The following is a 15991-nucleotide window of genomic DNA, read 5'->3' as shown; positions in this document are numbered from 1 at the left end:
GTTTCATTTATCAAGAGTTAAATCGGAGAGGCCATTTTAATTAAATAGAAATTTCGCCATAAATTGAATCCTATTTGCATTCCCTTGAGTACCATCCTTATTTTCTCTCAGTCCCCACATGTATTCAAAACCTACAGAGGCTTTTTTATAGGGGAAATAAATGAGGTTTGCATGAACTGTTCCGGCTCTGGCTATGGTGTTGTCGGACTGGATATTGGTCAATTCAGTGCCACACCAGTAGGTGGCAAGATTTGAGTTCAGCTTCGGGGTCCAGTAGTGATTATAACCAGCGTAGGCAAACCAGCCTGGAGCATTTCTCAAACCAGTATTATCAACAACCCCTGATGCTTTTCCATCCCATGATAAAGCTATGATTTTATGAGCCTGGCCCTCGCCAAATCCTCCACCCCATGTGAAAGAATCGTGGTAATTCTTTACGTCTAAGATTATTCGACTTGTAACAGTAATCGCATAGCCAAGGGAAGACACATTAGGCACTGTATTAGGGCCCCTCCAGTTCAAAGAAAATAAATCTAGCCCCAATTGTATTGAAGATCCTTTAGTCCAACGATGCCTAACCATTGCTGCAAGATTGGGCATTTGAGGTCTAAATGCTCCTTCGAGGTTATTTGGATTATCTATCTGGCCTCCTGGATCCTCAAGTGCGACAGCATAGGATGAACCCTTTCCGAATTTATCTTGCCAGCGAATTTGCACTGCTCGACCGCCGTATAACGCATCCCCACCTGAAAAATCAATTAAACTGGGAATGGCCGAAAGATCTCCAGAGGTAGTCCAGGTCCTACCGATGAGTATACGACCAATAACACCATAGGCCTGACGCAACCTTAAATTAAATCGCAAATTTTCAGCATCATTGAAAAAATCCGCTTCAATAAAAACTTTCATAGGGAATTCCTTGCCATTCTTCCATTTGGCTTTTGATCTAAAATCAAAGTTAAACCGTGTCTCTTTGCCGTGAAAGGTTGTAATTCCTCCAAGCTCCCTCTGAGGTGATCCATCGACCGCAATACTTCCTAGTTCGAATTCATAGCGATCTCCAACATAGTCGAAATCATGGATAAAGTCAGCTTTTACATAGCCACCAATTTTGAAACGGGTATCAGAGCCAAAGATTGGAATTGAATTGGGAAACGATTCATCTAATAATTGCTTCCCGGTAAGAATTTGTTCGTTGGCATTCATCGGATTCACCGAACCCTGCAAACCTGCCTGAATGGTATCAGGCCGGGCCGTATTATTCAAACTCTTGGTCTGAGCGTCCTGCGCATGTGATGAAATGCAGACTCCTAAGAACAAAAACGCGGTTAGAAATCTAATTTTGACTTGTATATATTTCATGGTTCTTAGTTTTACAAATTTGAGCAAGAAAACACCAGATCTATTCAATTGTCTTGTTCCTGATCGCCACTCCGGCTGCTACATTCTGAACCTTAGAATCATCGACTACGATAATACCATTTACAATTACATAGGGAATACCTGTTGAAGGCAATGAATTCTCACCAATCGTAGGGGTAGCATTATCAGTAACCGTCTTCGGGTCAAAAATGGTGATATCCGCAGCTGAACCTTCCTGGATGCGACCCCGAATCTTCATTTGTGGCACATGATCCTCTAAAAAGGAAGCCGGGCCATAGGTCATCTTTGAAATAGCTTCCATCAAAGAAATGGCTTTAGTTTCACGTACCATTCGAAGGATGCGTGCATGGGTACCTGATCCTCGGGCATGGCCGTTTCCGGCACCATATGGAGTGTCAAATGTCGCATTAAAGCCTCCCTCATCCCCTTCAACTATCCAGGGCATCCCATCCGAACCGACAATAGTACCCGGCCTCTTAAATGCTTCCATGATGTATTCTTCCTTCATGGTGTACATGAGTAAGTTGGTTCCCGGAGCTGCAGTCCGCAGGCTGTCCAATTTCTTCGGTGTAAGATGTTCACCTGTAGCAGTAATAACATAATCTGATGCCTGTATACCCATGCGTTGTTCAAAACCAGGCCGGTTATAATCAGCATCTACATAGGTTCCGGCATACTGATACGGATAAAACTCGCCGACCACTTTCTGACCCTGTGCACGGGCAGCATCAATCAAATCTAGACAGGGCCCAGTTAAGCCCAGGCAATTGCTCTGTACGTGATGAAAAAGCACCGCAGCATTGTTCTGCCGGGCGATGGTGAGCATTTCGGTAATTCCCATATAGCCGCTAGGTGGTATCTGAGAGAGATAGCGCACATGTGTAGTAATTGGTAAATTGTACTTACCGGCCAGGGCGGTAACGGCATTGACTTCAGGGCTGCCCACCACTGTGTAATAGCCTATGGGATAGGCAACACCAAGTGCTCCCTGCTTGATTTCCCTTTCAACAGCATCGACGATAGCCTTTTCATCTTTTGGATCGTATAATTTTGTTTTAAACTGAGATCCATCGTTCATGGCCCTGCCCATTGCGGCACTGTACAGTACTCTTCCATCAGGCTCCTGACCGTCAAGTACAGACAATCGTGCTCCAACATGAGCTACATTCGTGCCATAATTAACAAAAGATTTTCCTTCCCAGAACTCATAGAACTCATTCACTGGGAAGGCACCCACCTCCAGATCAAGCGGCGTCGTTACACCGTCCCGAACGTAGAGCTTATGTCCATAAGGCTCCTGGGCATGCGAATGATAGTCGATAAACCCGGGTGCCACCACATGGCCACTGGCATCGATTGTACGCGTTCCGGCAATCTCATCGGTGGTGATCCTGGTAACGAAACCGTTGTTAATTCCCACGTTAGCCACTTTATCAAAACCGGTCTCCGGATCCATGACCCGACCATTTTTAATAACCAGGTCAAATTGAACCTTTGCTTCATTCTTTTTCGTTGATTGCCCATAAGTGAAATTACAAGTGATCAAAAATGCCAGAGCCAGAGACATCAATGTCCACAGCCTTACAAGCTTCCTTTGCTTAAGTGTTCCTTTTCTCATAATTATTCAAGTTTTTGATCAATTGTTATTAGGGTTCCTATAATTTATTTTTATAATTTTCATCACCTTTCATGATGACATTGATATTATTAGCATTGGTTTTTGTACTTAGTGCTCAAGTTCTCCTTCAACATCGCAACAGCTTAATTCTGCAATGCGGCACCACCAAAGTCATCCGGGACAACTGTATATTTCTTTTCCCATCTATCGACTGAAAGACCTTTAAACCTGCTATCTTCTTCCACTGGAAAGCGAATAGGCTGACCTGGATTAACTCCCTTCAATGGTTCGGAGTCTTTCATGATAATTACCCCGTTGACAATCACATGAGGAATACCTGATGAAGGAATTGTTCCCTTGGCATAGGTGGAGTTATCCCGTACGGTTTCTGGGTCAAGAATGGTGATATCTGCTACCATACCTTCCTGCATACGACCCCGAACCTGCATTGCTTTCAATCCCATATCTCCCAAAGGTTTCGCATGGTTGTAGCTGGTCATCGCAACAATTTGCATCAAGGGAATATTGTTTTCACGAGCCAGCCTGAAGCATTTGGCATATGCACCAGCAGATCTTGGGTGAGCGTTAGGTAAATCCTCGTAAGGCGTGTCCCATTCCAGGCCATCCCAGGGAATTAACGGCATACCATCACTGGCAATGGCAACACCAGGTAATTTTAACCATTCAACCACGGCTGATTCGGGCATTTTATATACTACAACAGGACGCGTTGGATCGGTCTTTTTCATTTTTTTATATGATTCCCAGGTAAAAAATGTATTGGTTTGTACGTCCAACAGGGTTTCTTCGTATTTATTACCCAATTGGTCTACCCAATATTCGGGTGCTAAAAACACGGCATTTAGGGCAGTGCTACCTGCTGCATAAGGATACAATTCGCCATACACATTATACCCCTGTTCGCGCATACGAACCAGTAATTCATGTACCAAATTGTAACCGGGGTTATTAAAATGACATGCTATCGCAGGGGCATTTAATGCTGCTGCATTGGCCAGCATTTCCTGTATGCCGTTTGTTTCGGCCACATCGGTTCCAGGTGTTCCCCTGAAATGCATATTCGTTTGCCGCCCATATGAAGCGCTAAGTTTTTGAACCTCGAAGATTTCCCGGGCCGATACGCCTTCGCGCATGTACCCCAACGTCGAACCTACACCTATAGCCCCCATTCGTAAACCTTCATCCACCTCAGCCAGAATTTGATTGCCCTGCTCGAGGGTAGGCCGGGTTTTACTCCAGCCCTGCTTTACACGAGAAGCAAGGGCGTCTGGCGTGTTAAAGAATTTCCAGTCCTTAAATCCATCAAGAACTGATGCGCGGGCAAATTCATGTGACGATGATACCCCAAAATTGATGGGTGCATTCCCTTCACGTGCCGCATACCACTCACCCACTTTGGGCCCGTAAGCGCCAGATTCTAGGTCCATGATGGTTGTTCGTCCATCACGCACCATAAGGCGGTAAATGTATGGATCGACACAATGTTGGTGTACATCAATAAATCCCGGCACCACAGCATGTGCGGTAGCATCAATTGTTTCCTTGCCTTTAATCTCCTTCTCCGTGATTAAACCTATAATGCCATCTTTGATCCCGACGTTACGAATAGCATCAAAATTAGTCTCGGGATCCAATACCCGGCCATTTAAAATTACTAGATCAAACTCTGTATCAAGGGGAAGGGAATCGAAGCTTTGGCTTCTTTTTTTTGTATTCGTATCGTTCCCTTCACAACTGTATAAAATGCTGATAATGACAATTGATATGAGGGTATAAATTATATTCTTCATTTTAAAAAAATTGTTTTAAAAATTAAAACACTGATTTGATTCCCTTTCTGGATTCTAGTGCCAACGCAATGATTGATATCCCAAGTATCATTAGGCCAGCTCCCAACCAAGTTGTGATAGCCAGCGTTCCAAGAATTAAATTACTTGATATAAGATAACCTATTAAAATAGACAACAATCCACCAAGCATTTCCAACCACCATGATGACGAGCCTTCCTTCTTGATTTGGAAAGAACTTACAAAGGTCATAACCCCCGAAAAGATTAACCAAAACCCAACAGCAAATGGCAAGGATGCTGCACTCATTTCCGGATTGGATAGGAGTACAAACCCAAATAATAAATCAACGATTCCTCCCGCAAGGCCCCATCCCCAATTCTCTGCTTCTTTCCTTACAGCTATTGAAACAAAGATTTGCGTGATTCCTGTAAATAAAAAGCTGATGCTGATGTAAATGGCTACGCCCAATAGCGCGCTGACCGGATTCTGAAAAATGTAAATAGAAAGGACGATCAAAATAAGCCCTCTCAGAAAAGCTAACCACCAGTATTTTTGTATTTTCATTGTACTCATGAGGATAGTTAATTAAGTGAATTCTTATAGATTTTTCCATCCTTCATGATGATCAAAAGGTTGTCTGTATTGGTCACTGCTTCCAGCTTTTCCAGTGGGTTACCTTCTACTAACAACATGTCCGCATAGGCGCCTTCTTTAATAACCCCAAGTTCACCCGGATAGGGGTTCATGAGCGGTCCACTCATTTTGTACAATTCACCTGCATTTCCGGTAGCCATTTTAAGAATCTCTGCTGGCTTAAACCAAGGTGTTAAACGTTCCATCTGCTTAACCTGCCCGTCAAATTGATCTCGAGGGACAAAGAACATATCCGTTCCCCAGGTAACTTTTAAATCGGGAATTTCGGAGGCCCATTGGTACATTTTTTTTGTCCCAACACATACAATAGCCAGTTTTTCATTTGAAAATTCAGAATTCTGTGGTTCACTGCAAAGGGTAAAGGCTTGTGTGCTTAAAAACACCCCTTCTTTGGCCATACGCTCTAAGGTAGCCTTATCCAGTAACTGACCATGGGCAACATCTTTGATGCCGGCATCAATGGCCATATTGATGGATTCCGGGAAGTAGGAATGTATAGTGACATAAGTTCCCCAGTTTTTAGCTGCATCAACCGCTGCTTTTACCTCTTCATATGTATACTGAATACCCAATAGTGGGTCTGCAGGAGAGGAATAACCTCCTCCGGTTGCCAATTTGATCTGTGAGGCGCCATTCCGTAAATTCTCGCGAGCAGCTCTTATGACCTCAGTTGGTCCATCTGCTAAATACCCATGGCCCTGCTGATAAAGTGCTGGCCATTCTCCAGTGTAAGCTGGATGTTCTTGATTAGGCAATCGGAAGTCTCCATGCCCTGCGGTCTGGCTGATCATTCCACCAGATGGATAAATGCGAGGCCCAGGCACTAGTCCCTCATCGATGGCCTTTTTCAATCCAAACGTATTACCGCTTAAGTCCCTTATCGTGGTAATACCACGCATTAGCATGGCTTCTGCATCTTTGGTGGCATAGATTACGTTGAAATTGGGCTCACCAAACATAAGTGCTGCTTCGGGAAGGGAAGCAAACATGACGTGCGTATGGGTATCTGAAAGACCCGGCATTAAAACACGTCCGCTGCCATCTATTACAGTAGCATTTTTAGCAGCATTCCTGCTGGCATTAGCTGATATCTCTTTGATTTTGTTGCCTTCTACCAGCACCTCCACAGTGCCTGTAAGTTGATCGCTTGTGCCGTCAAATACACGGACGTTTTTAAAGACGATCTGAGTTTGATCATTTGATTGTGCAAAGCTCACAAAAGTCACAATTGGAACTGCGACGATCATGATTAGAAGCCTAAAAATTATTCTCATGATAAAATGTTTGAAATATTTGTTATGATTAATTGAAAGAGTAGTTTGTATTCTTGGCTATAAATTTTAGACAACTATCACGGATAGATAGAATTACCTAGGTTTTTTACATGTCTATTAATTCATTTCAATGGTTTTAAATGAGATCAATGTCAAATGAAGACCGTAGAGTGTATTGAGTACTCCATTTAATTCTGCTTGGTCTTTTAACCTTTCTATTACTAAATAATTTTTTTTACCTACCTTTTTCTCTGGTGTAATTTGCATGTATACCAACTTGGAAGACCACAATTGATCTAAATTTCCAAAAACCAAAATTTGAGATATAGCAGGCCGTTCAAGGCTTGATTCATCCGAGAGTAATCTGCTCACAACGAATTTTATTTAAAAGAGTATTTTTTAGGTATAATTAATTGTAAATAATTTATAATAAATCTTTTTAATCAATTAACACAGGAAATAGCGTATTGTCAATCCCTCAAAAGTGTGAAAAATAAAGTTAGGGAGGGGGGTAGAGGAGGGGAGAAAAGTAAGTATTATGCACAATCTATTTTGAAATTAGCATCGAAGGTGTTTTGGATGCTTTTGAGTGGGCAGTTATTGATAAATTCATTCGATTTGTTCATTTTGGAGCAGTTTAGTACCGGGCCGGCCTATCAGCGATTGTTCTCAAATCTTTTCTGCTAAGTAACGATGTGAAAAATATACAGTCATTCCCCTGTATATAATCTGCAAAAAATTAAGATAAACCAACACGAATCCCAATTTTATTTCTAGCCTGGTTAGTATCCAATCAAGGCTAATTTTTCGTCAGTTCCATGTCAAACAAAATCGTCATGGCGGAAAAGTCTGTCGGATTTTGAGATTCTAGATATTTTTTTAATATAAACAAGGGTAGAACTTATAAAATAAATATTTTATTATAATGATAAGGAATTGTTTTCCTATCAAACTTACATTAAAAAATATTCTATTTCCCTAGTGCCCATTTTAAACCCAAATGAAATCCAGGCATTATCACTTCGGTATGATTTAAACCTTCAAATATTCTCTTTCGAATAGTAAATGCTTCGTAGTTACGAGATTCCAATTTTGCAATGAAAGCCAAATAATTGCTTACTATTGGTTTTGCAATCATTTCTTTATTCTCCCCAACTGTAAAGTATGCTATTGCTTTAGTCTATTATTTTTCGCAGCATACATTTCTTCGAGTTCAGACATAAATTTGTTGCCATCATATATCAGATAGGGACTGCAAATTATATACTTTTCAAATAGTTCCGGTTTGCGCAAAAGTGAAAAAATTCCGAACAAACCTCCTAGTGATTATCCTGCAAGAATTCGTTTTGACGGATCTGCGTGGTAGTTATCCTCAACAAATGTAATCAGTTCTTGTGCTATGAACTTGTGAAAATTATGAGCATCCCCTGTGACAACTGGCCGTCCTAAAACCTCCGAATAGGTTTTTTCATATTGCTCGCTCTTGCGAGGAGTGAAATCTGGTGCACACCTGGCTGCAGCTTCTGAATAGGCTTCTTGCGGATTCTCGTTCTTTGGGTAACCAACACCGACAACAATTGCTTCAGTTGTTGTACCGTATAGAGCCATGGTGCGTACCATATCGGTGATTAGACCAAAATGCCAAATAGTATCCAGTAAATATATCACCGGACATTTCTCAATTGTGTTGAAAAAAGGTAATGTTTTTCTTGGTTTTTCATAAGCGTATGGAAGGCTAACCATAATGCGGTATGTCCTGCCAGTACTAACTGAATTTATATAAAGTACTTCGCTACCTAAGATATTTACTGGTGGTGTATTCATGTTTTTAGTTCGTAAATGTCTTTAGTAACATTAAACTCACTCATATATAAACCACCAAGCATTGAAGGAAACAAAGAATTATGGATTTTGTCGGACGATTTACTCTTTCAAAAGAATGGTTGCTCATCTTCTCGACAGAGTTCTTAATTTTTTATCAAGCCATTTTCTTGGACCTTTCTAACAAGGTGCATCCTGTTTTTTGCATTCAACTTTTTCATGCTATTTTTGATATGTGACTTCACAGTTTCTAAGGAAATAAATAATTTATCTGCGATTTCTTGGTTTCGTAATCCATTTGATACCTCTTTGATAATTTCTATCTCTCTTTTGGAGAGATGGAATTCTCTTGTCAATAAAGATCTATTATTATTTTTATTCAACTTTTGGTTATAATAAATACTATCAATACGATTGATAATTTTATTAATAAAAACCTTATTTTTATTAATAATATTCAGGTGAAGCAGCATTTTTTTCATTTGCATACCGGGCTCAATAAATGGGCGGATAAAACCATTATTCCCGGCGAATTCAAGAGCCTTTTCAAGAAAAAACAACGCCTTATCCTGATCATTGATCTTGTAAAAACCTATTGATTGTAATACGAGAATATCAAGTAAATGAAACTGATTATTGATTGACAAAAGCTTTTCATAGTATTCTCCTAATTCAGAAAGAGTAAATTGTATTTTTTCCATGTCATTAAAGGCCATATAAATCCGTGCTTTTGTAATCAAAGGAACTTCCACTAAAAATTGTGTGTCTTTCAAATGAAAATCCTCGTCATACGTATGTGCCCAGGTTAGTGCCTTAGCCATGTTGCCATTTAGTAAGTTTAATCTTGCTTTAGCGGAATCGGCAATATGAAGAAGATCAAGATTCTGAGCAGAATATTCAAGTTCTTCATACCGATATTCCTCCTCAGGCAGCTCGTTGGAAAAAAACTGCGATAAAATGATACCTATTTTTGCATCAAGACTCAACCTGTAAGAAAATAAGGGATGGTTTTCTAATGCCTGGCTGAAATATGAAGCGGATTCCTTCGTACGATCCATTTGAAAAAGTGCATTCGCATAAAGAAAGTTACCCCATGCCTCAATATACCTATCATGCTTGCCTCTCATCATTGTGCAATAATTTTTACCGGCACTCGCGGCTTCAATCATTTTACCCTCCAGAAGACAGATAGCTATCTCTGCATATCCCAGAGTGGATAGTTTAGAACTCTGATTTTTTTTTACCTCCTGGCGGAGGTACTTAACCGCCTCCATATATTGACCTTTGAACTGCATGGCAACAGCCGTATAAAAAAACATTCTTCGCAATAATACTTCTTCGATATTGGGGTAATTTCGCGCCTTTTCTAAGTTTTCCAGGGCAAGGTCCGGATTGCTGTTTACGAATGTATTGTGAAATGCCTTATGGAAATATAGCTCTCCTTCTACAATTTGGTCCGGGTACTTATTCAATTTACTTTCTAATAATTCAATAAGCGGCGGATAGTCCGAGTATTGGAATGTTTCCATACAGTTGAATATTTCAGCTGAAATCAGCGCGGGCCTTTCAAAAAGTATATCCTTTGGAATTTGATTCATCCATTTTACTACCACCCACCATCGCATTTCAGGGTATTTGAGAAAACGGTTTTTTTCGACGATCGAGGCAACGTATTGATAATCTTTGGCTTTCATTCCATAGTTTACAGCCTCATCAAAAATTGAATGGCTTAAGAGCCATTTGCTGATCATTAAATAATAGGCGTCAATTTCATTTTGCTCTAATTTCTCTTTTAATTGAAGATGGATTAATTCTTGAAACAAATGGTGAAACCTGAACCACTCCTTGTCATTGTCTTCGAAAACTACAAAGAGGTTCAATTCTAAAACTTTGGCTATAAAAGAATTGCCGGAATATTCACCTTTGTATTTTGTGCAAGTTATAAGGTGGTCAATTAGTGGGGCATTAAACCGATCTAAGATTGAGCAAAACAACAGCAGCTCTACAAATTTTCCCGACACGGTTTTGGAAAGACCCTGAATGATGAAATTGGAGAAATCTTTCATATGATGGAGATTGGATACAGAGGCATTGTAAACATCCACTTCTCCAGCAGAAAACAACAACATTTTTAATCCAAGTATCCACCCTTCGGTTTTCCTCAAAAATTGATTTGCAACCGTTTTTGAGATCTCAATTTTTTGGTTCAATAATATGTACTCAGAAATTTCTTCTTCCTTAAAAGAAAGTTGATCTATTCTGATTTCAAAAATCCTGTTATACAACCGCAACTGATTGATCAGCAATGGGGGGTCTTTGCGAGTTGAGATGACAATATGGATATTTTCAGGAGGGAATTGTAGATATAGATTAACAAGTTCATGTATTTTATGATCTTTAATCAAATGGTAATCATCTAAAACAATTGCCAAATTATTTTCAAGGTCATCCATACCATTTATCAATTCTTCAAAGAGAACTTCAGTAGGGGGTAGAACAGAAGAATTTAATAGAAACTCAATTTTTTCAAGTACTCCTGGCAATACATATTGTATAGCTTCAATAATGATAGATAGAAAAGTGTGAAGGTCATTATGTTCTTTATCAAGTGAAATCCATGCGGTTTTAATTTTGCTTTGTTCGATCCATTGACTAAGAAGCATACTTTTGCCATAACCAGCTGGTGCAGAAACAAGAGTGAGAGGTTTGAAGACATTTTGGTTTAATTCTTCTATTAAAAATTTTCTAGTTATTAATTCTGGAGTGAGTGATGGTTTTTGGATTTTTCTACGGATCATAGATGGTAGCTAGGATTACTTAAAGGTAATTACCATTAATTAAGCAAAAGAATAACATCTCAACAATTTTCTTTAATGCTTTGTCATAGATCTGAAAAAATATGCGTCATTGGCTAATCGTAAATACATTTATTACCAATCAAGGGACTAGGACCTCGTATGTCAATTTTAAGATCTCGCAAGAGAATATCGGGATATTATTGAATTCATTCCTGACTTTTTTTTGATTCAGGTCCTGTTCGAGCGATTGTTTTTCTGAAAGCCTTTCTGATACCGGTGCTTTGGTTCCAAATTGAACAAATCCCTTTTCTTTTCATGAACATTCCTTTGAATCTTGATCATAGCATTAATTGATAAAGGAAAATAGGGATCTACCGATGGCTATCGTTACCAGAGACCACCTGTCCTGATACATCGGGAGAGTCAGGTGTTGGATTAATAAATAAAAAAAGCCATCTGAATTAACGAATGGCTTTGTGGGCCCACCTGGGCTCGAACCAGGGACCACCTTTCCCGATCTATCGGGAGAGTCAGGTGCTGGGTTAATAGATAAAAAAAGCCATCCGAATTAACGAATGGCTTTGTGGGCCCACCTGGGCTCGAACCAGGGACCACCTGATTATGAGTCAGGTGCTCTAACCAACTGAGCTATAGGCCCTTTTTTCAAAACCTGATTTTTACCCTGTTTGGGCTGCAAACCTTGGTTTTGGGAGTGCAATGTTACATATTTGATATCAATTTCACAACTCATATTTAGCATGAAAAATGCACCTAATGCAGACTTTTTGATTTTTGATCTGGGGAATGTAATCATTGATATCTATTACCCAAAGACACTGGCTTACATCAAGCAGCAGGTGCACCCTAAACTGCACGGAAAGGTAGAAACGTTTTATCTCACTGATTTTCACCTTGACTATGAAAAAGGCTTGATCACTTCAGCGCAGTTTCGTGATGAGGTAAGGTCCTATTTTGAGATGGACTGGAGTGATCAATTTGTGGATGAGCTATGGAATAGCCTGCTCGGAAAAATCCCAAAAAACCGGATCGAATTAATAAAAAAATTGAGCGATTCTTATCAAGTTGGGGTGCTTAGCAATACAAATGAAATCCATATCAATGCGGTAAATTTGATCCTTGAAGAGGACCATTCTCTGAAGAGTCTTGAGGATATCTTTGGGCATGTATTTTTGAGCCATGAAATGAACCTTTCTAAGCCTGATCCAGCTATTTATTTGTCCATGGTAGACCAATTGGGGACATCTCCTGAGCGGGTGGTGTTTTTTGATGATTTGGAGGCGAATGTCACTAGTGCGAATAAGGTTGGTATTCAAGCAATTCACGTGACTAATCCTCAAATTATTTTTGATCTTTTTGCCCATGTATAGTCCAAAAGAGTACCTCAGACATGGGTTGTTACTTCTTGTCACTTTTGTTGCTACGACACTTTCAGGTGCCGAATGGGTTCATGGAAAATCAATCCTTGGGACGGAAGAAACCCTACTCACTTGGGAATATTTTTGGCGATCTACGCTTTTCTCTATTCCCTTCATAGGGATCTTGTTCATTCACGAGATGGGGCATTTAATCATGTCCATCAAAAACAGGGTCAAGTGCTCGCTTCCATATTTTATTCCCGCTTGGTTTGGATTTATAGGGGCTCCATCGATCGGGACATTGGGAGCGATTATTCAGATGAAAGGCTTTATTAACAGCCGGAGAAAGTTCTTTGATATCGGTATTGCAGGGCCTCTTGCTGGGTTTGTTGTTGCTTTAGGGGTATTGATCTATGGTTTTTCCACCTTGCCTGAGTTGACTTATTTGCACGAAGTGCATCCGGAATTAGCTGATCCGAATTTTGAAGGATACGGAGACGATGTTCTCAATTTCGAGCTGGGGGATAATCTTCTTTTCATGCTTCTGGAGCATCTTTTTGTAGATCCGGAACGAATGCCCGCTATGTCTGAGGTCATCCATTATCCCTTGCTTTTTGCGGGGTATTTATCTTTGTTTTTCACTGCTTTAAATCTCTTGCCTATAGGACAATTAGACGGAGGGCATGTGATTTTTGGCTTGTTTCCGAAAAGGCACAAGGAAATTTCCTTAGTAGCTTACCTTCTTTTTCTCGCTTATGCGGGAATGGGAGTCATTAGCCCATTTATGGATGCTAATGACTTATTGATCCGAATTCCCCTTTATGTAGGCTTCTTATACATTTGCCTTCATAAATCAGGATTAAGTGCAAAAAATAAAATTACTGTTGCTTTGACCCTTGCTGCTTTGCAGTACGTAATCGCCTTTGCAAAGCCGGGGCTAGAGGGCTATCAGGGATGGCTGTTTTTTGCTTTTTTAATTGGAAGATTAATGGGCACAAGTCATCCTGAGGTATCCGGATTTAGGCCATTAGACAAAAAAAGAAGGGTTTTGGGGTGGATAGCAATCTTGATTTTCATCCTCTGCTTCTCCCCAAAACCCTTTATTTTTACTTAAAGGCTTTTCTTAAATATTTCGATAGGCCATTATTCCGCCTAGCACATTACGAACTTGATTAAAACCCTTAGTCTCTAAGAATTTCTTCGCATTGCCGCTACGTGCTCCAGACCGGCAGTGAACGATTATTTCGCTGTCCTTATAATCTTCAAGCTCCTCCAGTCTATCTGGTAAATCTCCCAGAGGGATGTTTTTGGCGCCTAAATTGTCCTCTTCGTATTCCCACTCTTCACGAACGTCGAGAAAAACGAATTTGTCTCCGGCGTCCAACCTTGATTTTAAATCTTGTACGTTGATGTCTTCCATGATTAATTGACTAAAATTCTATGTGTTTGTAATCCGGCCTCTGTTAAAACCTGAAGGATGTATATTCCAGGTCTCTGTCCGTTAAAATTAATAATTTCTCCTTTTTGACCTTGCTCTCGCTCTAAAAATATCTCTCTTCCAAATGGGTCGAATATCCTCACCTCGGAAAAAGCGCCTTCTACTTCGAGCTTATTTCGAACAGGATTCGGGAAAACCCTCAAATTTTCCTCGGGTAGCTCATTCTCCACAAATGGCGTAGCCAACGTGACATGGGGGCGTATCAAAATAGAACCTGACACCTCCTCATTTTGTACCCAAGTCTGACTTACATTGTAAAAAATCTTTTCACCGGTGTCATTTAACTTGTCTAGACCAACGTAAACAAAGTCATCCGTAAACTGAGCATAGCCAACGTAAAACGTCCCACTTACCACGATGTTTGTGTCTAAGGAGAAATACACCAAGCTATCTGAAGTCGGAAATCTGGGTATCAAATCTTCTCTTCTAAATATTGGAGCCTGATCTAATTCTTTCCAAACCAAAATATCTATCGCTTGCTCACCTTGATTCGGGTTTGTGAAATTAATGGAAATACCCTTTAGATAAACCTCTTCAGGTGTGTTGTACTCCACGGCCAACTGACCCGCTCGTTGGTTGATGCCAGCAGAATAATCCGCTGAGCCATTGTCATAAGCAAAGAAATCCCTGATAGGGAAGGTGGTCTTGACAGTGTCATTTTCTCGAAAATCTACCGATTCAAACCGCGTAGTATCACCACCGATTGATTCAAATAAGAGGTCATCGCCAGATAGCAAGGTGGTTTTGAGGATTAAATCTGTTTCGAGTTGTGGAACAGGGATTTCGTCAAAAGGTAAGCTTTCAAACTTTCGACGCTCCAAGGCATTAGGAACCGGATTAAAGGGGGTATTGGTATTGATGGGTAATACGATTCCTGACTCCGGATCTGAGATTTGAATGGAATATTCCATTGCTCTAAATCGATCCTCCAAATTTTGAAATTCATTTGAAACTAGACTCCAAATACGCTCTTGATTGCTTGCAAGAAGCTCTAAGGGGTAAGCCCCAAAATCACCCAAGCGCAGCCTATTGGGAACTGTTAAGCTTCTATCAGGATAATCAGTTTCCTCAGGATTTCTGTTGGTATTCAAATAAATATAATCTACCAACCAAGAATCGAAGGGACCAGATTGTCTTCCTCGAGCAACAAATCGAAACTTAAATTCTGCGTGTTGAAGTTCAGGAAGTATCGGTACAAAGGCTTGGGTAAACTCTTCCCTAGGATGATCTGCTGAGCCTCTGACAAACCAAATGGTAATCCAAGATCCTTCCTCATTTTGTACTTGTAGGGATAGCTGATCTCCCTCATCTGGATATTCTGCTCTACCTCCCGCTTGCCAAAAAAAACTTAAAAAGAGCGAGTTTTGCTCGGCACTTGGGATGCCGCTAAGATCGATGGTTTTAGAAGTGAACTGGTCAGTAACGCCTTGGTCAATATTGACAAAGGAATAGGGGCGACCATTTTCGTCCACACCATTGAGCAATAGCATTCCAATGGATGGAGGATTGATTCCTATAGTCTCGGTGTATGAGGCTCCCTCAGGTGCCCATTTTAAGGTGTCAATGCCTTTTGAAAAATCTTCCCAGAAAGGAATACTCAAGGTCTCCGTGATCCGTGAATTTGCACCGGAAAGACTCGAAGGTTTTGCTTTTATGCGATGAAGAGGTCCGAATTCAACAAACTGGGCAGTGGCATTCCCAAGACCAATTGAGGCCCAAAGGAAAATAGATAAAACTGCTGCCCGGTTTATCTTCAT

At 40.4% G+C, this 15991-nt stretch carries 11 protein-coding genes and 1 tRNA gene; 2 read left to right on the top strand and 10 right to left on the bottom strand.

Annotated elements, in window-relative coordinates; translation table 11 throughout:
- Nucleotides 1-36: 36 nt before the first annotated feature.
- The 8 genes from ACFOSV_RS16160 to ACFOSV_RS16125 form a co-directional block, all read right to left on the bottom strand.
- Nucleotides 37-1362, bottom strand: a complete 1326-nt coding sequence (locus tag ACFOSV_RS16160) for a DcaP family trimeric outer membrane transporter (RefSeq protein ID WP_377907080.1) — start codon at nucleotides 1360-1362, stop codon at nucleotides 37-39.
- Nucleotides 1363-1402: 40 nt separating this feature from the next.
- On the bottom strand, nucleotides 1403-2950 hold the full coding sequence (locus tag ACFOSV_RS16155) for an amidohydrolase family protein (RefSeq protein ID WP_377907316.1): 1548 nt from the start codon (nucleotides 2948-2950) through the stop codon (nucleotides 1403-1405).
- A gap of 194 nt (nucleotides 2951-3144) precedes the next feature.
- On the bottom strand, nucleotides 3145-4812 hold the full coding sequence (locus ACFOSV_RS16150) for an amidohydrolase family protein (RefSeq protein ID WP_377907079.1): 1668 nt from the start codon (nucleotides 4810-4812) through the stop codon (nucleotides 3145-3147).
- A gap of 22 nt (nucleotides 4813-4834) precedes the next feature.
- Nucleotides 4835-5386 (bottom strand): HdeD family acid-resistance protein, encoded by a 552-nt coding sequence (locus ACFOSV_RS16145; RefSeq protein ID WP_377907078.1) that lies wholly within the window; start codon nucleotides 5384-5386, stop codon nucleotides 4835-4837.
- A gap of 8 nt (nucleotides 5387-5394) precedes the next feature.
- On the bottom strand, nucleotides 5395-6741 hold the full coding sequence (locus tag ACFOSV_RS16140) for a metal-dependent hydrolase family protein (RefSeq protein WP_377907077.1): 1347 nt from the start codon (nucleotides 6739-6741) through the stop codon (nucleotides 5395-5397).
- 1326 nt (nucleotides 6742-8067) lie between these two features.
- The gene (locus ACFOSV_RS16135; protein ID WP_377907075.1) at nucleotides 8068-8565 is read right to left on the bottom strand and encodes an alpha/beta hydrolase-fold protein; all 498 of its coding nucleotides are present in this window, start codon (nucleotides 8563-8565) and stop codon (nucleotides 8068-8070) included.
- Between the two features lie 143 nt (nucleotides 8566-8708).
- Complete coding sequence (locus ACFOSV_RS16130; protein WP_377907074.1) at nucleotides 8709-11360, bottom strand: LuxR C-terminal-related transcriptional regulator; 2652 nt, start codon at nucleotides 11358-11360, stop codon at nucleotides 8709-8711.
- Nucleotides 11361-11944: 584 nt separating this feature from the next.
- Nucleotides 11945-12018 (bottom strand) — tRNA-Ile (locus tag ACFOSV_RS16125).
- 100 nt (nucleotides 12019-12118) lie between these two features.
- Here ACFOSV_RS16125 and ACFOSV_RS16120 point away from each other — a divergent pair.
- Together ACFOSV_RS16120 and ACFOSV_RS16115 are read left to right on the top strand one after the other, a co-directional pair.
- A complete protein-coding gene (locus ACFOSV_RS16120) occupies nucleotides 12119-12748 on the top strand; it encodes an HAD family hydrolase (RefSeq protein WP_377907073.1) in 630 nt (209 codons plus the stop codon).
- The gene (locus ACFOSV_RS16115; RefSeq protein WP_377907072.1) at nucleotides 12741-13850 is read left to right on the top strand and encodes a site-2 protease family protein; all 1110 of its coding nucleotides are present in this window, start codon (nucleotides 12741-12743) and stop codon (nucleotides 13848-13850) included. The genes ACFOSV_RS16120 and ACFOSV_RS16115 overlap by 8 nt, the downstream gene beginning before the upstream one ends.
- Before the next feature lie 9 nt (nucleotides 13851-13859).
- On the opposite strand, the gene ACFOSV_RS16110 is transcribed toward ACFOSV_RS16115, so the two are convergent.
- Nucleotides 13860-14156 carry a rhodanese-like domain-containing protein gene (locus ACFOSV_RS16110; RefSeq protein ID WP_377907071.1) on the bottom strand — a complete coding sequence of 99 codons (297 nt, stop codon included), beginning with the start codon at nucleotides 14154-14156 and terminating at the stop codon, nucleotides 13860-13862.
- A gap of 2 nt (nucleotides 14157-14158) precedes the next feature.
- Nucleotides 14159-15991 carry a T9SS type A sorting domain-containing protein gene (locus ACFOSV_RS16105; RefSeq protein ID WP_377907070.1) on the bottom strand — a complete coding sequence of 611 codons (1833 nt, stop codon included), beginning with the start codon at nucleotides 15989-15991 and terminating at the stop codon, nucleotides 14159-14161.

It is taken from the genome of Algoriphagus namhaensis, assembly GCF_042649705.1.
GTDB classification, from domain to species: Bacteria; Bacteroidota; Bacteroidia; order Cytophagales; family Cyclobacteriaceae; genus Algoriphagus; species Algoriphagus namhaensis.
The sequence above is the reverse complement of the archived record's forward strand: the minus strand, read 5'-3'. Positions and strand labels throughout refer to the sequence as shown.